The following is a 17,145-nucleotide window of genomic DNA, read 5'->3' on the forward strand; positions in this document are numbered from 1 at the left end:
CTGGGGGGATGGTCAGGCGTAGTGCTGGGGTGCTGGTGTTTCGGCGGGGTGTGAGCGGGGTCGAGGTGCTGCTCGCGCATATGGGTGGGCCGTTTTGGGCGAAGAAGGACTTGGCGGCTTGGTCCTTGCCCAAGGGGGAGATTGAGGAGGGGGAGGAGGCACGGGCGGCTGCTCGGCGGGAGTTTGAGGAGGAGCTGGGGGTGCCGGTGCCGGAGGGGGAGTGGACGGAGCTGGGGGAGGTGCGGCAGTCCGGGAAGGTGGTGACCGCCTGGGCGGTGGAGGGGGATCTCGATCCGGGCGAGGTGGTGCCGGGGGTGTTCGAGATGGAGTGGCCGCCTCGGTCCGGGATGCTGCGGGAGTTTCCTGAGGTGGATCGGGTGGAGTGGTTCTCGATGGGGGTTGCGCGGGAGAAGCTGGTTAAGGGGCAGCGGGGGTTTTTGGATCGGCTCGAGGCGGCGGTGGGGTAGGGGTCTGCTCGTCGCCTGGCGGCGACGTTGCGCTGGGGGCGTGCGTGGGGCACCCCGAAGCCAATTGTGATGACGGTCTGAGGGTGCTTGTCAAGGCGGGAAAGATGCCTTGACAAGCACCCTCAGACCGCATTTGGGCTTCGTATCGGGGTGCGGGGAGGGGGCTGGGTGCCTCGTTGTTATGCGCTTTGTTGCTGTAGGAGGGTGGTTAGCGGGGTGGTGGTGAAGGAGGTTAGGACTTTGTCTGCGTTTGTGAAGTCTAGTTGGGCGGTGATGGGGTTTGGTATTGCGATTGTGGTGATTCCGGCTGCTTTTGCTGCGCTTACGCCGTGTGGCGAGTCTTCGAAGGCTAGGGCTTCTTCCGCGGTTACGGCCAGGGTTCGCAGGGCTGCCAGGTAGGTGTCTGGGGCTGGTTTGGGGGCGTGGCGGTCGCCGGTTTCTATTGCGGTGAAGCGGGCGGTTAGGCCTAGGCGGTCTAGTTGGCCTCTGACCCAGGCTTCCGAGGAACTTGACGCGACGCCTAGTTTCAGGCCCTGGCTTTGGGCTTCGTCCAGGTAAGCTACGACGCCTTCTCTTGGGCCGTCGGCGGCTAGTAGTTCGTGGACTCGGGCGCGCATTGCGGGGCGCAGCGTTTCTGGGTCCAGGTCCGCTACGTGTTCGGCTAGCAGTTTGAACATCGTCTTCGCGGTGTGCTGGGTGCCGATGACTGTGTGCCATACGTCCAGCGGTAGTTCTACGCCGTGATCGGCGAACATTTCTTGCCAGGATCGCAGTACTGCGGCTTCGGTGTCGGCTAGGGTGCCGTCGAAATCGAAAATCAATGCTCGCGTGGCCACGTTTCGCAGTTTGCCTTATCCGGCTCCGCGGCGGGGTCAGTTCGTGGCGAAGAACTCCGCGAGTACGGGGGCCAGTGCGGCGGTTTTCACCAGGTGGGTCTGGCCGGGCAGGGTGCGGTAGTCAGCGGCGGGCAGCTGGTTCGCCGCTGCTGCCACGCCGTTGCGCATCCAGGCTGGGCTCTTGCCGCCGTCGAGGATCAGGGTGGGGGCGGTGATGCCGGACCAGCGAGCCTCGGGAAGGGGGCGGCCGGACTGGTTGTCGTCCATGATCTGGGCGTCGTAGGCGAGAGTGTGGGCGACGCGTTTCATGCGCGGCCATGCTGGCATCAGCCGCATCATGGTGACCATCAGGGCGGGGAGTCCGACGCCTTCGGTCATGAACGTCTTAATCGCGTCGCCCGGTTTGCCCGCGGCGATGGCGGCTTCGAGTTTGGACTGGTAGTCGGCGGGGACTCGCTTGCGGGTGCTGTCCACGACGAACGGCGGTTCGTAGACGGCGACCTTCTTCACCGGCACGCCGCGGTGGGCGGCTTCCAGGACCAGGGCGGCGCCGGAGGAGATGCCGTAGAGGCCGATCTCGCCGCCGGCTTCCTTGGCGAGCGCGGCGATGTCTTCGATCTCGCGGTCCACTTCGTACGGTCTCGTGTCGCCGCTCTCGCCTCGGCCGCGGCGGTCGAAGGTGTAGACGGTGAAGCGGTCGGACAGGGCTTTGGCGAGGTCGTCGTTGGGGGTCGAGGTGCGGTAGCAGAGTGCGCCGTCGACGAGGACCAGCGCGGGGCCGGTGCCGATGCGGGAGTAGGCGATCTGGGTGCCGTCGGCGGACGTGATGGTGGGCATGGGGTTCCTCCTGGACGTCGGGTCGTCGTGTCGTTGAGGGGAACTTTCGCATCCGATGGTTTGAGTTGTCAAGACAAAAAAATTATTCGGTGGGGTGTGCGGAGGTGGCGCAGGGCCAATGCCAGGGACGGACACACGCAGCTCCCGTCGGCCCGACGCATGCCAACGGTCCGCCAGTCCCTTCGGCCCGGGCGGACACGCCTCAGCCGCACCCGCAACGCCGCCTTAAGGCCCTGGCATCGGGTGCGGGGGTTAGGCGCTGCGGAGGGTCAGCAGGGCGATCTCGTTGGGGGCGAAGATCCGGAACGGCGGGCCCCAGAAACCGGAGCCGCGGCTGTTGTACAGCTGGGTCGGGCCGTGCCGGGTGAGGCCGGACAGGGTGGGCTGGTCTAGGCGGACCAGGAGGTGGAACGGCCAGATCTGGCCGCCGTGGGTGTGCCCGGAGATCTGCAGGTCGACGTTTTCCTCGCGGGCCTGTGCGACCTGTTTGGGCTGGTGGGCGAGCAGGACGACGGGGACGTCCGGGTCCGCGCCGTCGAGGGCGGCGGCCAGGTCGGGGCCGTGGCCGGGCAGTCCGGAGGCGGCTCCGGTGGGGTCGTCGATGCCGGCGAAGAGCAGGCGGGCACCGTCGCGTTCGAGCAGTGTCGAGCGGTTGTGCAGGGTGTCCCAGCCGAGGCTCGCCATGTGGTCCAGCCAGGCCTGGGCCTCGCCGAAGTACTCGTGGTTGCCGGTGATGTAGAACCGGCCGAGCGGGGCCTGCACGCCGCCGAGCGGGTCGACCTGCTTGCGGCGTTTGGCGACCGACCCGTCGGCGAGGTCGCCCGCGTGGCAGACGACGTCGGGTCGCAGCCGGTTCAGTTCGGCGACCACGCGCTCGGACCAGCGGGTGCGGTCGAGGGGGCCGTAGTGGGTGTCGGTGATGACCGCGACGCGCAGCCCGTCGAGCCCGGGGCCCAGCTTCGGCAGCACGACGTCGACCGGCTTGACCGGCGGCACCCGCATGGCGATCCGGTTCCCGGCGACCAGCAGTACTGCCGCGACGGCGAGCGTGGCCGCGGCTACGATCCGTGGCCGCGCGGGGTCGTCCACGCCGGACACCAGCAGGATCAGCCGCAGTACGTGCGTGAGGACGCTCCAGGTGAACAGCACCCAGACCACGCCGAGGGTGACGTCTCCGATCCGTGCGGCGGTGTCGCTCTGCTTCGGACCGTGCCCGAGCGCCATGAGCACCGGAAAGCCCAGCAGGGCCACGGCGAAAACGACGGTGCCGATGACGGTGCCGGCGACCGGCCAGTCCGGCAGCAGCACGAGCACCGACCACGGCTCGCCGAACAGCACCAGCAGCGCGGCGACCACGAGGGCACCCCGACGAACTCCCACGGTTGTTTTCCCTTCGGCCAGGTACTACCCAGCGTAGCTGTATCTGGGCGGTGGGCGGCGGGGGAGCGAGTCGGGTGGGGGTGAGTTCGGTGGCGGAGTCGCGGGTGGCTGGCGGTGCAGCGCGGGGAGTTTCGGCAGCGAGCGCTGTTGGGTGAAGCTGTGTGCGGGCGACTGTTGCCGGTACGGAGGTGCGGGCGCGTGAAATCGCCCGCCCACGGCGAAAGTGTCAGCCCGGATTCACCCCGTGCGGCTCAGGACTCTCCCCGGCCCGCGCGCCAGCTGGCCACGGTTTCGTCCACGTCCAGCGGTCGCGCTCGCAGGACTGGGCCTTCCTGGGGGAGGGCGTGTGCCTTGCGGATGCGGTCGTTCAGGTCCTCGACGATTTCCCGCACCTTGCGTTCCGACTGGACTTTCGCCAGTTTTCCGGGCAGGTCTTGGATTTCTCGCGGCAAGGCGAGCGACGGCGGCAGGAACGCGGCCACGTCGAGGTCTCCTTCTCGGGCCCGCCGGATTGCCCAGTCGGTCGCGGCGTCGCGGCCGGTCGGGGGCGGCAGGGGTTTTCCGGCGCCGGGCAGGTCCTCGAAGTCGCCGCGGGATTCGGCGGCGGCGATTTGCCGGTCGACCCACGTGCCGAACGACACGCCCGGTGGTTTGCGTTCCGTCACTGGAACCACCTCCCTCGCTCCCCAGCGTAGCGGCCCACCGGGCAGCGCGGAGGGGACGAAGGTCCTGAAACGGCAGGTAGGATCCCAGGTTGACCGCACGAGGCCGGAGGGGGACGCGATGATCGTCGAGCACGAGGGCGACGGTCCCGAAGCTGTCCGCGAGGAGGTCGCGCGCACGCTTTCCCTGCTGTGGCGCGATCGTGCGGGCGCCCCGGAACCTCCGCCGCGCGGCAGGCGGCCGACGCTCACCATCGAGCGGATCATCGTGGCCGCCATCGCGGTCGCGGATGCCGAAGGGCTGGTCGCGACGTCCATGCACCGCGTCGCGAAGGAACTCGGGGCGGGCACGATGACGCTCTACACCTACGTTCCCGGCAAGACCGAATTGATCGATCTCATGGTGGACACCGTTCTGCTGGAACGGAATCTGCCCGGGCCCGGCGAACCCCGGCCGGCGGACTGGCGGGCGCAGGTGCGCGTTTACGCGGACCGGACCCGCGACATTTACCGGCGGCATCCGTGGCTGCGGGAGCGGTCGCGGGTCCGGCCCGCGCTCGGTCCGGGGCAGCTGGCCGGGCAGGAGTATTTGCTGTCCATTATGGACAGTCTGGGGCTGCCCGCGCGCGAGGTCGCCGCGGCGGCCAGTTCGGTTGCCGGGTATGTCGACGCGAACGCGGCGGTCGAGGCGGAGAGTGTCCACTTGGAACAGACCACCGGGCAGTCCAATGACGCGTGGTGGGGGCAGCGTTCTTCGTTCTGGCACACGTTTTTCGACGTCGAATCCCACCCGGCGATGAACCGGACCTGGCTTGACGGCGGCTTCGACAGTCCGACCGCGAAGCAGGCTTCGGAGGCGTCGGAGTTCGGGTTGGACCGGCTTCTCGACGGGATCGCGGCTCGGATCGACCAGGCCGCGAAGTAGGGGTCAAACCCTGGCGATGGCGTCGATGGCTGGACGCTTCGCCGAGTGCGGTTTTGAGCAGGTCGAGGTGTGCTTCGGCGCGGGCGTCGATGATCGCCAGCCACAGGCCTTCCTTGCTGCCGAAGTGCGTGTACACCACGCCGGACGAGCACCGGCCCGCATCAGTTACCAAGATGCGGGCGAGTCAGGAGCCCCCGAGCGCGAACTGGATCCCGGTCGCTTCCTCGGAAAGCGCCCACAGCCGACGGCCGCGCGCGAGGTCCCGGGAGGCGGCCATCGCCTTGCCCGGCCGGGGCCTGCCGACGCCGCCGAACGCCGGGCCGTAGTAGGAACCGCCAGCCGCGGCCGGGTCGGCGGCGGCCCGGACCGCCGGCCACGCGCCGTGGTCCTTGCCGTGGGTATAGGGCGCGAGCAGCCGCATCACCGGCACCGGCTGGGTGATTCCCGGGCGAGCGGGGCTGGTGCGTTCGAGGCTGAACCCCGGGTGCGCGAGGATCGCCTGCACTGGCGAATCCGCCGCGCGCAGCCGCCGGTCGAGTTCCGTCGCGAACGATTGCACGGCGTGCTTCGACAGCGCGTAGGCGCGGAAGTCCGAGTACTTGTGCTCGCTCTGGAGATCGTCGATGTCGTACGGATACATCCGGGTGATCAGGCTGCCCGCCAGCACCACCCGAGCGGCCGACGCGGTCAGCACCGGCATCGCCAGCGCGGTGAGCGCGAAGTGGCCGAAGTGGTTGGTGCCGACTGCCAGCTCCAGGCCCTGTTTCGTGGTCCGGCGCACGGGCCCGGGTGCGGTGATGCCAGCGTTTTCGATCAAGGCGTCCACGCGGTCCAGCCGACCGAGTGCTTCGACGGCCGCCGGGACGGAGTCCAGGTCGGCGAGGTCGAGCGGGATCGTGCTCAGCGAGGTCGAACCGACGCGCGTGCGGACCATCTCGACGGCGGCGCGCAGCCGCGACGGGTCCCGGCCCAGCAGCGCGACGTGCGCTCCGGCGGCGGCCAGTTGTTCGGTGATGAAGTAGCCGATCCCGGCGTTTCCCCCGGTCACCGCGTAGGTCTTGCCGGAAAGGTCCGGCAGCCGCCGGGGATTCCACGCCACGATCGCTCCCCCATAGTCCGGTTTCGGTCCGGACTATACGAACGCCGCCGTCAGTGCGTCGGCGCGGCCTCCGTGGTGGTGCTGGAGGTCGTCGTGGTGCTGGACGTCGTCGGGTTCGCCGGGGCGGAGCTGGACGGTGTCGTGCTCGTCGGCGTCGTGCTGCTGGTGGGGGTGGTGCTCGGCGACGTCGAAGGCGCGGTCGGCGTCGAGCTGGTCGGCTTCGACGGGGAGCTGCTGCTCGGCGCGGTGCTGCTGCCCGGCAGCTGCGTCGGAGTGCCGGGCTTGTTCGGCGTGTTCGGCTGGGCCGGGGTGACCGGCGGGGCGGGCGGTGCGACGTCGCCCGCCGGGCTGCCCGCGGCGGCCTCGACCGCGCCGGGTCCGGGCGGGGCTCCGATCGGGACCTGGCTGTCCGGCAGCTTGGAAACGCCGTTGCGGTAGCCGTACGCGTACGCCATCACGGTGTCCACATAGGACTGCGAGTTGTTGTACCGGCGCACCGCGAGGCGCTGGTTGGCGTCGCTGGAGAGATCCAGACCGCCCGAGCACAGGTAGCGCGCGCTGGCGAGGGTCTCGTCGTAGATGTTGTTCGGGTCGGAGACGCCGTCGCCGTTGCCGTCGGAGGCGTAGGAAGCCCAGGTCGACGGGATGAACTGGGTGGGGCCGACCGCGCGGTCCCACACCTGGTCGCCGTCGTAGCGGCCGTGGTCGGTGTCGCGGATCGCGGCGAAGCCGCCCGCGCCGTCGAGGACCGGGCCGAGGATGCGTTCGAGGGTGTTGCCGCGGGCGTCGACGTAGCCGCCGCGCGCGTGGTTCGACTCGACTCGCCCGATCGCCGCGATCAGCGCCCAGTCGACGTGGCAGCCGGGCTGTTCGCGGGCCATGATGTCGGCCGCGTTGCGGTAGGCCCGGAGCATGCTGTCCGGGATGCCCAGCGGGCCGGCGGTGGTGGCCGAGCCGGGTCCGTTCGGGTAGCCCGGCACGCCGAGGGCCTGCGGGACCGGCGGCTGCGGGAGGCTGCCGTCCACGCCGATCGGCGGGAGCGTGATGCCGGGCGGCAGGCCGGGGGAGTTCGGCGCGGCCTGCGCGGCCGACGGGGTGTCCGCGGCGCGCAACGCCACCGGGATGCCGGACGACGTCACCGTCGGCAGCACCACGAGCGCGCCTCCGGCGAGGGCGGCGAATGCCCGGCTCCGGGCGTTCCGTCCCTCCAGGCGGCGTCTGGCCATGCGCTTCTCCCCGTTTTCCGTTCTGCCGGTCCGCGGCCCAAGCTAGCGGATCAATGCGCGCTCCGGTGAGGGGTCGGCGGAATTCTGTCCGTTCCGGCCAACTTTCGTTCGTCTGGCATAAAACCTTCGGCGGGTTCCGGTCATCGGGGCTTAACCGGAACTTCGCTGAATAGGCCGAATGGAGCAATCCGTTCGTCGGGTCCACTGTGGACCCAGCGGTGCGTTACGCCGCCGGGCCGAATCGCTTCCGGTATTCGGACGGGGACAGCCCGGTGTGCCTGCGCAGCTGCAGCCGGAGGTTCGCGCCGGTGCCCAGTCCGGCGCGGGCCGCGATGCGGTCCAGACCATGTTCGCCGCGTTCGATGAGGCGGCGGGCCAGCGTCACGCGTTCGGCGGTGAGCCAGGCCAGCGGGGTCGTGCCGAGTTCGGCGCGGAACCGGCGGTGCAGGGTGGCGGCGCTGGTCGACGCGCGGGCGGCGAGTCCGGTGACGGTGAGCGGTTGGTCGAGGTGCCGGCGGGCCCATTCCAGGACCGGTGCGAGGGAAGCGTCCGGAATCTCGGGCAGCGGGCGTTCCACGAACTGTTGTTGCCCGCCTTCCCGGTGTCCGGTGAAAACGAGACGGCGGCTCACTTTGTTGGCGATTTCCGCGCCGTGATCGCGTTGGATTACCTGCAAAGACAGATCGAGTGCGGCCGCGCTTCCGGCGGCGGTGAAAACTGTGCCGTCTTCGACGAAGAGAACGTCCGGCTCCAGCTGGACCCGGGGGTAACGCGCGGTGAACTCGTCGGCCCATCGCCAATGCGTGGTGGCGCGGCGATGGTCCAGTACGCCGGCCTGGGCCAGGGTGAACGCGCCGGTGCAGAAGCTCATCAGCCGCGCGCCGCGGGCGTCCGCGCGCTGGATGGCGGCGATGATCTCGGGGTCGGCCGGGGTGTGCGGATCCGGCCGGTTCGGGACGATCACCGTGTCCGCGGTGTCGACCGCTTCGAGGCCGGCGACGTCGGTGAGGGTGAAGAAGCCGAGGTGCATCCGGGCTTGCCCGCCGGGCGCCGCGAGCGCGAAGTCGTACCACGGGCGCTGCAGCTCCGGCCGGCGCAAGCCGAACAGTTCCGTCGCGACGCCCATCTCGAACGGGTTCGACCCGTCGCCGACGATCATCACGACGCGGTGCGAGGATCCTTTCGACATATGCGATTCCTAGCACTCCCGGACGCCGGAGGCCAGGCTCAAGATCGAGTCATGACAACTCAGCCCCTCGACCTGCAGGCCGTGCTCGCGGGTTTCGACGCTCCGTGGAGCCCCCGGATCGTCGCCAACGTCAACGATTACGACATCCGTCTCGCCCGGTTCGCCGGCGAACACGTGTGGCACAAGCACGACGACACCGACGAGTTCTTCCTCGTTCTCGACGGCAGCATCGAGCTTGGCCTGCGTGAGGCGGACGGCGAACGAACGGTGACGCTGACGCGTGAGCAGCTGTTCGTGGTCCCGCGCGGGACGTTCCACAAGCCGTCGTCGAAGGAGGGCGCGGTGGTGCTGCTCGTGGAGCCGTCCGGGACGCTCTCGGTCGGCGACGAGCACGAGGAAGTGCCGGACACGGTCGACGTGACCGTCGGACATCGCGTCTGACCTGCTGGGTTGCACCGTGGGACGGCGTAGGATCGCGGCCATGAAACGCACTTCCTTCGCGCAGTGGCCGTGCTCGATCGCCCGGACCATGGACCTGCTCGGGGACTGGTGGACGCCGCTGGTGCTGCGCGACGCCTTCTACGGCGTCCGCCGCTTCGACGAGTTCCAGCAGGCGCTCGGCATCGCGCGCAACACCCTCGCCGACCGGCTGCGCAGGCTGGTCGACGAGGGTCTGCTGGAGAAGCGCGCCTACCAGGACGAACCGGTGCGCTACGACTACGTGCTCACCGAGAAGGGGCGCGATTTCTGGAGTGTGCTGGCCGCGATGACCGCCTGGGGCGACCGGTGGCTGGCCACCGAAGCGGGCCCGCCGATCGTGCTGCACCACGACGCTTGCGGGCACGACACGACCGCGACCGTGGTGTGCGCGGACTGCGGCGAGCCGTTGTCGGCTGACGACACGCGGATGCGGCGCGGGCCGGGCTTTCCGGAGCGGCTCGCGCAGCGGCCGGACGTGCAGGCGCGGTTCGCTCCGCAGGAGTAGCGGTCCGTGAAGGACTCCTTGGGGGAATCAGAGTCCAACGCCGGGGACTTAAGGCGGGCGCTTGCGGGTGTCGTTTGAGGCTCGTCTCGCGGTGGCAGGGGCTGGCCAGGGCCGGTGCCGCTCTTGGCGGGCCGGCTGGTGCGGGGTTTGGTCGTCCGTGAGGGGAACCCTGACGGACTCTGATTCCCTCAGGGTTCCCCTCACGGACCTCCGGATCTGGCCACGCGGGCACCAATCGGGCAATTCGACGACCTGGCGTCCTTTGTGGATGGTCCAGCCGGCGTGCGGCCACGCAGCTTAAGTCCCTGGCATGGGAATCAGAGTCCTTCAAGGAATCCTTCACGGATTTTGGCCTCCCGGTGATTGACAGGGTCAGTCTAGTTACGCAACTATGCTGGTCGAGACGCCAACGGAGGAGGACTCGCGATGGAGTGGACCGGCGCGCGGTACGCGGACGCCCCGACGGTGCAGGTGGACGCGTGGATCGACGGCTCGCCCGAGCAGGTCTGGCGGTTCGCCTCGGACGTCGCGCTCATGCCGGAGTTGAGCGGCGAACTGCAGTCGGTCCGGTGGTGCGACGAAGGCTCGGCACCAGCGCTCGGGCGGTCCTTCATCGGGCACAACCGGCACCAGATGCGCGGTGAATGGGACACGACGTCCTACATCGTCGAGTGCGAGGAACCGCGCGTTTTCGCTTGGGCGGTCAGCGATCCGGCCAATCCGACCGCGGTCTGGCGGTTCACCCTCGCCCCGGAGAACGGCGGCACGCGGCTTACCCAGTGGGCGCAGATGGGGCCGGGGCCGTCCGGGGTGACCGAGGTGATCGCGCGGATGCCGGAGAAGGAACAGAAGATCGTGCACGTCCGGCTGAGCGAGTTCGAGGCCTCGATGACCGCCACGCTCGGCGCGATCAAGGAGCGCGTGGAGACCGCCGGATGATGCGGACGGCCACCACCGTCGAGGCGTCCTCCGGCTGGCCGGGCACCCGGGATTTCGTGCTGGAGGCGGAAAAACTGGGTCTCGGCGAGTGCTGGGTGGCCGAGGCGTGGGGTTCGGACGCGCCGTCGGTGCTCGGGTATCTGGCCGCGCGCACGGAGAAGATCCGGCTCGGCTCCGGCATCATGCAACTCGGCGTGCGCACGCCGGTCGCGCTCGCGCAGGCCGCGCTGACCCTCGCCGAGATGTCCGGCGGACGGTTCGCGCTGGGGCTCGGACCGTCCGGTCCGCAGGTGATCGAGGGGTTGCACGGGGTGCCGTTCGCGCGGCCGCTGACCCGGATGCGCGAGACGGTGCAGATCATCCGTAGCGCGTTCGCCGGGGAGAAGATCTCCTTCGCGGGCAAGGCGTTCCAGATCCCGCTGCCCGGCGAGTCCCGCCCGATGCGGCTGTCGACCAAGCCGAACGAGGACATCCCGATCTACCTGGCCACGCTGTCGCCGCGGATGCTGGAACTCACCGGCGAAATCGCCGACGGCTGGCTGGGCACGAGCTTTGTCCCGGAGGGAGCCGACGCGTACTTCCGGCATCTCGACGCCGGGCTCGCGAAAGCTGGTCGGCGCCGTGGCGATCTCACGGTGTGCCAAGGAGCGGAGGTCGCGTTCGCGTCAGATGAGGACGAACTGCGCACCATGGTCGCCGGGCGCAAGAAGGAACTGGCCTTTTCGCTGGGCGGCATGGGTTCGGCGAGCACGAACTTCTACCACGACGCCTACGCCAGGCAAGGCTGGGCCGAGGTCGCCGCGGAGGTGCGGGAACGCTGGCAGTCCGGCGATCGCGACGGCGCGGCCGGGCTGGTGACCGACGAGATGGTGCTCGCGACGACGTTGATCGGCACCGAGGACATGGTCCGCGCGCGGCTGAAGGTGTGGCGCGCCGCCGGAGTCGACACCGTCCGGCTGTACCCGGCGGGCGACACCCTGGAAAACCGGCTCGCGACGCTCGGCAGGGCACTCGAGTTGGTAACGCAAGTGCCCTGACGGACCAAGCATTGGGACAACTGGCTGCGTCGGCGGGTCCGGCTGCGCCATAGTGTCGGCGATCCCGAACACCAAGGAGTCGCTCGATGCGCAAGATCGTGTCCACATTGTTCGTCTCGCTCGACGGCGTGGTGGAAGCGCCGGACCAGTGGTCGCTCTCGTACTGGAACGACGAGCTGGAGCACGCGGTGGGCGACGGCATGGCGGACGCCGACGCGATGTTGCTGGGCCGGGTGACGTATGAGGGCTTCGCCGAGGCGTGGCCCGGCCGCACGGACGACCCGGGTGCGGAGTTCATGAACAGCGTGCCGAAGTACGTCGCGTCCACCACCCTGTCCACAACGGACTGGCACAACACGACCCTGCTGCGCGGCGACCTGGGCGAGGCGATCGCGGACCTGAAGGCCGGCGAGGGCGGCGACATCATGACCAGCGGGAGTACGACGCTGGTGCGATGGCTTCTGACGCACGGGCTGGTGGACGAGCTGACCCTGCTGCAGTACCCGGTGGTGGTGGGCAAGGGGCGGCGGTTGTTCCCCGCCGACGGGCCGCAGCTGGAGTTCCGGCTCGCGGACACCACGGCGTTCCGCAACGGGGTGCTGCGGCTGGTCTACCGGCCGTCTGACGATTGAGAGCGGCGGCTCAGCTTCCGCGGCGGTCCGTGAGGGGAACCCCGAGGGACTCTGATTCCTTCAGGGTTCCCTTCACAGACCTCAGTTCACCTGCCGGTCTTGGCCCTCCCAGAATGGCTGGCGGAGTTTGAACTTCTGGATCTTCCCGGTCGCCGTTCGCGGCAGTTCGGCGAGGAATTCCACGCGCTTCGGGCATTTGTACCCGGCCAGGTGCTGGCGGCAGTGCGTGATCAGCTCGTCCGCCGTCGCCTCGGTTCCGTCGGTCACCACCAGCGCCGTGACGAGTTCGCCCCACTTCTCGTCCGGGATGCCGATCACCGCGACCTCCCGGACGGCCGGGTGCGAGTTCAGCGCGTCCTCCACCTCGATCGACGACACGTTCTCGCCGCCGGTGATGATGACGTCCTTCTTGCGGTCGGCGATGGTGAGGTAGCCGTCGGTGAAGCTGCCGCCGTCGCCGGTGTGGAACCAGTTGCCTTCCTGGACCCGCGCGGTTTCGTCCGGGTTTTCCCAGTAGCCGTCGAGGTTGTGGTTGCTCTGGGTGAGGACTTCGCCGTCGGCGTCGATCGTGACGCGGACGCCGAGGGCCGGCGCGCCCGCGCGGCCGAGGAGTTTCGCCTGCTCGTGCGGGTCGAGGTCGGCCCATTCGCTGCGGAAACGGTTCACCGTGACCAGCGGCGAGGTCTCGGTCAGGCCGTAGATCTGGATGAACTCCCAGCCGAGTTCGGCGCGTACGCGCTCGATGGTGCGGGTCGGCGGCGGCGCGCCGGCCACCACGATGCGGACGCGGTCGCGGCCGGGGATTTCGCCGTCCCAGGTGGCCGCGCCGTCGAGCGCGGCGGTGACCACGGCGGGGGCGGCGCACATGATGGTCACGCCGTGTTCTTGTACGCGGCGCAGGATTTCGGTGCCGTCCACCTTGCGCAGCACGATGTGCCGTCCGCCGAGGCCGGTGACCGCGTACGGCATGCCCCAGCCGTTCGCGTGGAACATCGGCAGGGTGTGCAGCAGGACGTCGTTGTCACTGAGGGTGGTGTGCAGGCCGAAAGTGGTTGCGTTGAGCCACAAATTACGGTGCGTGAGCTGGACGCCCTTCGGTCGCGCAGTGGTGCCCGAGGTGTAGTTGATCGTGGCCGTGGCGGATTCGTCGGCGGCCCACGGTCGCGGTTCGCCGTCGCCGCCCCAGATTTTGTCGTCGTCCTCGCCTAGGATGAACACGTGCTTCGCGGTCACGCTGTCCAGCAACGGTTTTAGCTCGGGATCGATCATCAGCACTTCGGCGCCTGAATGCTCGACGATGTACCGCACCTCGGCGGGCGCGAGGCGGAAGTTCACCGGTACCAGGATGCGGCCCCAGCCGGAGACGCCGAAGAACGACGTCAGCAGCCGCGCGGAGTTGTGCGAGACGATGGCGACCCGGCCGCCGACGGGCACACCGAGTGCGTCGAGGTTCTCCGCCTGCGCGCGGGCGCGGCGGGCGAGTTCGCGGTAGGGCACCGAGCCCCAGGACTGCGCGGGCTGGGCGGGTTCGTCCACCACCGCGATCCGGTCCGGGTACACCGTTTCGGCGCGGTCGAGGAAGTCGCGGACACTGAGGTCGTAGAACACGGGCGATCCCTTCGCGTCAGCGGGCCGCACTGCCCGCGCGGGTGATTTTCGCTTGCCGGACCGGATCCAGCCACCCCACATGGAGGGTGCCGGGCGCTCAGAGGTACTGGACGACGCAGAACTCGTGCCCCTCGGGATCGGCCATTACCAGCACGACGCCCTCGCCGGGGTAGTCGTGGCGTTCCCCGGTCCAGCGCCCGCCCAGTTTCTCGATCCGCGCTCGGGCCTCGTCGACGTCGTCCACCTCGACGTCCAGATGCAGCCGCACCTTGCCGCGCTTCGGCTCGGGAACGCGCTGGAACGTCAGCCGGGGAGCGGCATCGAGCCGGGAGCCGACCGTTGCCCAGCCGGGTCCGTCGTGCTCGCCGGACACTGGCCGGTCGAGAAGGGCGCTCCAAAAGCCAGCCAGGACAGCCGGTTCGGCGCAATCGATCGTGACCCCGCTCAGTCGCCTCATTGCGCTGCCTAGCGGAGCAAACCGGCCGCGCGGGCCCGGTTCACCGCCTGCACCCGGTTGGACACCGCCAGTTTCCGCATCGCGTGCTTGAGATACGACTTGACGGTGTTGGGCAGCAGGCCGAGCCGGTCGGAGATCTCGTCGTTCGTGCAGCCCTCGCTGACCAGCCGCAGCACGTCGACCTCGCGCGGGGTCAGCGCGACGCCGGGCAGGTCCAGCTCCGGGCGCAGCCGCTCGCACACCGCCAGCAGCCGTTCCCGGGCGCTCTCGTCCTGGATCGAACTGGCGATCGCGGTGAGTTCGGCGTGCAGGTCGCCGCGTTCGGCCGCGGGGACGACCGTCGGCGCGGCCAGCCGGCGTTGCACCTCTTCTTCGACCTCGATGTCGCGTCCTAGCCGCGTCGCGACCGCGGTCGCCGCGTGCAACAAACGGTCGCCGAACGTGATCGAGTCCCGGGACGCCGCGTACAGCACCGCGCGCGTGGTCTCGCCGACGCGCACCGGCAGCGCGACCATCGCACGCAGCCGTTCGGGTGCCACCGCGTGGTCGTATTTGTGCGTGATGCCCTGCGCGTTGAGGTAGTCGACCACCGTCGACGGCCGGGCCAGCGCCACCGCTTTGCCGCCGAGCCCGGCTCCGGTGTCCACCTGTACGTGCTGCATGGACCGGGTGGTGGTGCCGCGCAGCTGGTCGATCACGTGCGAGCGGGAGGCCGCCGACACCGGTCCGCCCATCGCGACCGGCAGCTCGGTCGCGATTTGCAGTGCTTTGAGCGCGCCGGCGACCAGGGGGCTGGCCGTGAGCGCGAGCCGGCCCGGAGGCGTCATGGGCACCGTCCCGCTTCACTCGACCTTGGTGGGTGGACGTCCACGTTACGCGTTGCGTCGCGTTCGGACTACTCGTGTGGTTCGGTGGCACACGTGGCAACCACGGATTTCGATACCGTCGCCGACCGGCTCTACGCAGGTGAGCCGGCCGACTTCGTCGCGGAGCGGACCGCCGCCGCCCGCGCGGCGAAGGAAGCGGGCGACGTCGAGCTGGCGCGCCGGATCCGCGCGCTGCGCAAGCCGACCGCGGCCGCGGCGTACCTCAACCGCCTGGCGCGCGACGGGTCCGCTCCGCTGTCCGAGCTGGCGTCGCTCGGCGGGCAGTTGCGCGAAGCGCACGAGCGGCTCGACGGCTCCCGGCTGCGCGACCTGGCGCACCAGCGGGCGGAGCTGGTGCAGCGGATCATCCGGGACGCGTCCGGCTTGAGCGATTCCGTCGAGCGCGAGGTGGAGGAGACGCTGGAGGCGATCGTCGCGGACGCGGACGTCGCCCGGCTGGCGCTGGCCGGACGGCTCACCTCCAAGGCCCGCCAGGACGCCGATCGCTGGCTGTCGCTGCCGACGAATCCCGCTCCGGCCAAGAAGACCCGACAGTCCGAAAAGGACCGGAAGGCCGAGGAGGAGGCCCGGATCCGGGCGCTGGAACGGCGGCAAGCGGTGCGTGCGCGGGCGGAGGCGGAGCGGAATCTGCAGCGCGCGGAGCGAGCGGCCGAGCAGGCCGACGACCGGGTGGCCGAACTGCGGGAACGGCTCGCCGAGGCGGAGCAGCGCGCGGCTCGGGCGACGGAGGAGCTGGCCAAGGCGCAGACGACGTTCGAGGAAGCCGACGATGCCGTCCAGCGGTCTTGAGGAGCTGTCCGACGGAGTGATCGCGGCCGCGTCCTTGGGTCTACTGTCCGTGAGGGGAACCCTGAGGGAATCAGATTCCCTCAGGGTTCCCCTCACGGACCTTGGGAGCGAAATTACCGGTCCGGGGTGATTTCCGTTCCCGCGCACCACACCGCGCGAATGGCCCGGGTCGCCGACAGGTCCGTCACCGGGTCGCCTTCGACCAAGACCAGATCCGCGCGCAGCCCAGGCTGGATCTCGCCCCGGTCGGTCAGCCCGAACGCCCGCGCCGGGCCGATCGTCGCGGCACGAAGGATCTCCACTGGGCTCAATCCGGCTTCGGCCAGCAGCTCGAACTCGTGGTGCAGGCTCGCCCCGTGCGCGAGTTCGACCGGGGCTCCGGAATCGGCGCTGGCATCGGTGCCGGCGAGGATTTCGACCCCGGCGGCGTGCAAAGCGGCCACGTTGGCCACGTAATCACCCGTGGCACCAGCGAAGAAGGGGAGCGCCCCTTCCATCATGGTGAGCGTCGGGACGGCCGTCTGCCCGGCGGCTTTCATCGCGGCGACGTCCTCGGCGTCGATCCGGCCGATCACCGGCACGTGCGTCACGAAGCGCGCTCCGCTCGCCACGGCCAAGTGGTACGCGCCCGGAGTCGCCGCGTGCACAACGGTGTCCAGGCCCCGTTCGCGTGCCGCGTCGACCAGCGCCTGCAACGCCTCGGCGGGCGGCCCGCCGTCGCCGGGAGCTTCGGCGACGCCCTTCACGTAGTCGACCCCTTCCGCCACGCGCGCCTCGACGAACCGGACAGCGGCGTCCGCGGTCGTCACGATCGAGGACTCGGGCATCCCCGGGATCCGGGTGTGCATGCCGCCGGGGCCGATCGCGGGCGGACCGGCGCTGCGGAAGTCCGCCGGACCCGCCGACCGCAGCTCGGCTACCCGGGAGGCGGGCCAGCACGCCATGTCGAGCCCGGTGGTGACACCCCACGCGGCGAGGTCGGCCAACTGTTCCGGCTTGTTCAGGTGGACGTGTGCGTCGATGAACCCGGGCAGCAGCGTCGCCCCGGCGGCATCGATTTCCCGTGCTCCAGCGGGATCTGTGCCGATTACTGGCCCGTCGATGACGACGGTGCGCGGTTCGGTGAGCCCTCGTCCGTCGAAGACTCGCACGTTGCGCAGAGCGGTCTTGGCCACGATCCCTCCCCAGGG

General features: G+C 69.7%; 19 protein-coding genes. 8 read left to right on the forward strand and 11 right to left on the reverse strand.

What is annotated here, in order from left to right; translation table 11 throughout:
- Nucleotides 1-8 precede the first annotated feature (8 nt).
- Entirely contained in the window at nt 9-467 is a 459-nt protein-coding gene (locus ACFSVL_RS43695; protein ID WP_378313607.1) for an NUDIX domain-containing protein, read from the forward strand.
- 179 nt (nt 468-646) lie between these two features.
- Here ACFSVL_RS43695 and ACFSVL_RS43700 read toward each other — a convergent pair whose 3' ends face one another.
- The 4 genes from ACFSVL_RS43700 to ACFSVL_RS43715 all read right to left on the reverse strand — a co-directional run bounded on the left by ACFSVL_RS43700 (nt 647) and on the right by ACFSVL_RS43715 (nt 4,185).
- Nucleotides 647-1,303: an HAD family hydrolase gene (locus ACFSVL_RS43700; protein WP_378313609.1), complete on the reverse strand. Its 657-nt coding sequence runs from the start codon at nt 1,301-1,303 to the stop codon at nt 647-649.
- Nucleotides 1,304-1,339: 36 nt separating this feature from the next.
- Nucleotides 1,340-2,140, reverse strand: a complete 801-nt coding sequence (locus ACFSVL_RS43705; protein ID WP_378313610.1) for an alpha/beta fold hydrolase — start codon at nt 2,138-2,140, stop codon at nt 1,340-1,342.
- Between the two features lie 252 nt (nt 2,141-2,392).
- Nucleotides 2,393-3,520, reverse strand: coding sequence for a metallophosphoesterase (locus ACFSVL_RS43710; RefSeq protein WP_378313612.1), 1,128 nt, complete (start codon nt 3,518-3,520; stop codon nt 2,393-2,395).
- A 251-nt stretch (nt 3,521-3,771) separates the two neighbouring features.
- Nucleotides 3,772-4,185, reverse strand: coding sequence for a DnaJ family domain-containing protein (locus ACFSVL_RS43715; protein WP_378313614.1), 414 nt, complete (start codon nt 4,183-4,185; stop codon nt 3,772-3,774).
- A gap of 118 nt (nt 4,186-4,303) precedes the next feature.
- Between ACFSVL_RS43715 and ACFSVL_RS43720 the strand changes: the two genes are divergently transcribed.
- Complete coding sequence (locus tag ACFSVL_RS43720) at nt 4,304-5,107, forward strand: TetR/AcrR family transcriptional regulator (protein WP_378313616.1); 804 nt, start codon at nt 4,304-4,306, stop codon at nt 5,105-5,107.
- A 184-nt stretch (nt 5,108-5,291) separates the two neighbouring features.
- Here the strand turns inward: ACFSVL_RS43720 and ACFSVL_RS43725 are convergent, their stop codons facing one another.
- From ACFSVL_RS43725 to ACFSVL_RS43735, 3 genes are all read right to left on the reverse strand, one after another.
- On the reverse strand, nt 5,292-6,206 hold the full coding sequence (locus ACFSVL_RS43725) for an SDR family NAD(P)-dependent oxidoreductase (RefSeq protein WP_378313617.1): 915 nt from the start codon (nt 6,204-6,206) through the stop codon (nt 5,292-5,294).
- Between the two features lie 50 nt (nt 6,207-6,256).
- Nucleotides 6,257-7,432, reverse strand: a complete 1,176-nt coding sequence (locus tag ACFSVL_RS43730; protein WP_378313619.1) for a lytic transglycosylase domain-containing protein — start codon at nt 7,430-7,432, stop codon at nt 6,257-6,259.
- A gap of 223 nt (nt 7,433-7,655) precedes the next feature.
- Nucleotides 7,656-8,621 carry a helix-turn-helix domain-containing protein gene (locus ACFSVL_RS43735; protein WP_378313621.1) on the reverse strand — a complete coding sequence of 322 codons (966 nt, stop codon included), beginning with the start codon at nt 8,619-8,621 and terminating at the stop codon, nt 7,656-7,658.
- 51 nt (nt 8,622-8,672) lie between these two features.
- On the opposite strand from ACFSVL_RS43735, the gene ACFSVL_RS43740 reads away from it, so the two are divergent.
- From ACFSVL_RS43740 to ACFSVL_RS43760, 5 genes are all read left to right on the forward strand, one after another.
- A complete protein-coding gene (locus ACFSVL_RS43740) occupies nt 8,673-9,062 on the forward strand; it encodes a cupin domain-containing protein (RefSeq protein ID WP_378313623.1) in 390 nt (129 codons plus the stop codon).
- Nucleotides 9,063-9,102: 40 nt separating this feature from the next.
- On the forward strand, nt 9,103-9,606 hold the full coding sequence (locus ACFSVL_RS43745) for a winged helix-turn-helix transcriptional regulator (RefSeq protein WP_378313625.1): 504 nt from the start codon (nt 9,103-9,105) through the stop codon (nt 9,604-9,606).
- 426 nt (nt 9,607-10,032) lie between these two features.
- Nucleotides 10,033-10,545, forward strand: coding sequence for an SRPBCC family protein (locus ACFSVL_RS43750; protein WP_378313627.1), 513 nt, complete (start codon nt 10,033-10,035; stop codon nt 10,543-10,545).
- The gene (locus tag ACFSVL_RS43755; protein ID WP_378313938.1) at nt 10,545-11,582 is read left to right on the forward strand and encodes an LLM class flavin-dependent oxidoreductase; all 1,038 of its coding nucleotides are present in this window, start codon (nt 10,545-10,547) and stop codon (nt 11,580-11,582) included. Before ACFSVL_RS43750 ends, ACFSVL_RS43755 begins: the two co-directional genes overlap by 1 nt.
- An 86-nt stretch (nt 11,583-11,668) precedes the next feature.
- Nucleotides 11,669-12,214: a dihydrofolate reductase family protein gene (locus tag ACFSVL_RS43760; RefSeq protein ID WP_378313629.1), complete on the forward strand. Its 546-nt coding sequence runs from the start codon at nt 11,669-11,671 to the stop codon at nt 12,212-12,214.
- Nucleotides 12,215-12,295: 81 nt separating this feature from the next.
- Here the strand turns inward: ACFSVL_RS43760 and ACFSVL_RS43765 are convergent, their stop codons facing one another.
- The 3 genes from ACFSVL_RS43765 to ACFSVL_RS43775 form a co-directional block, all read right to left on the reverse strand.
- Nucleotides 12,296-13,822, reverse strand: coding sequence for an AMP-binding protein (locus ACFSVL_RS43765; protein ID WP_378313631.1), 1,527 nt, complete (start codon nt 13,820-13,822; stop codon nt 12,296-12,298).
- 97 nt (nt 13,823-13,919) lie between these two features.
- Nucleotides 13,920-14,279, reverse strand: coding sequence for a VOC family protein (locus ACFSVL_RS43770; RefSeq protein WP_378313633.1), 360 nt, complete (start codon nt 14,277-14,279; stop codon nt 13,920-13,922).
- 8 nt (nt 14,280-14,287) lie between these two features.
- Nucleotides 14,288-15,106, reverse strand: coding sequence for a helix-turn-helix transcriptional regulator (locus ACFSVL_RS43775; protein ID WP_378313635.1), 819 nt, complete (start codon nt 15,104-15,106; stop codon nt 14,288-14,290).
- A 93-nt stretch (nt 15,107-15,199) separates the two neighbouring features.
- On the opposite strand from ACFSVL_RS43775, the gene ACFSVL_RS43780 reads away from it, so the two are divergent.
- Entirely contained in the window at nt 15,200-15,955 is a 756-nt protein-coding gene (locus ACFSVL_RS43780; protein WP_378313637.1) for a hypothetical protein, read from the forward strand.
- A gap of 113 nt (nt 15,956-16,068) precedes the next feature.
- On the opposite strand, the gene ACFSVL_RS43785 is transcribed toward ACFSVL_RS43780, so the two are convergent.
- Nucleotides 16,069-17,130 carry an amidohydrolase family protein gene (locus ACFSVL_RS43785; RefSeq protein WP_378313639.1) on the reverse strand — a complete coding sequence of 354 codons (1,062 nt, stop codon included), beginning with the start codon at nt 17,128-17,130 and terminating at the stop codon, nt 16,069-16,071.
- Nucleotides 17,131-17,145: the final 15 nt, after the last annotated feature.

The organism is Amycolatopsis silviterrae (assembly GCF_042684085.1).
Lineage (GTDB): Bacteria > Actinomycetota > Actinomycetes > Mycobacteriales > Pseudonocardiaceae > Amycolatopsis > Amycolatopsis silviterrae.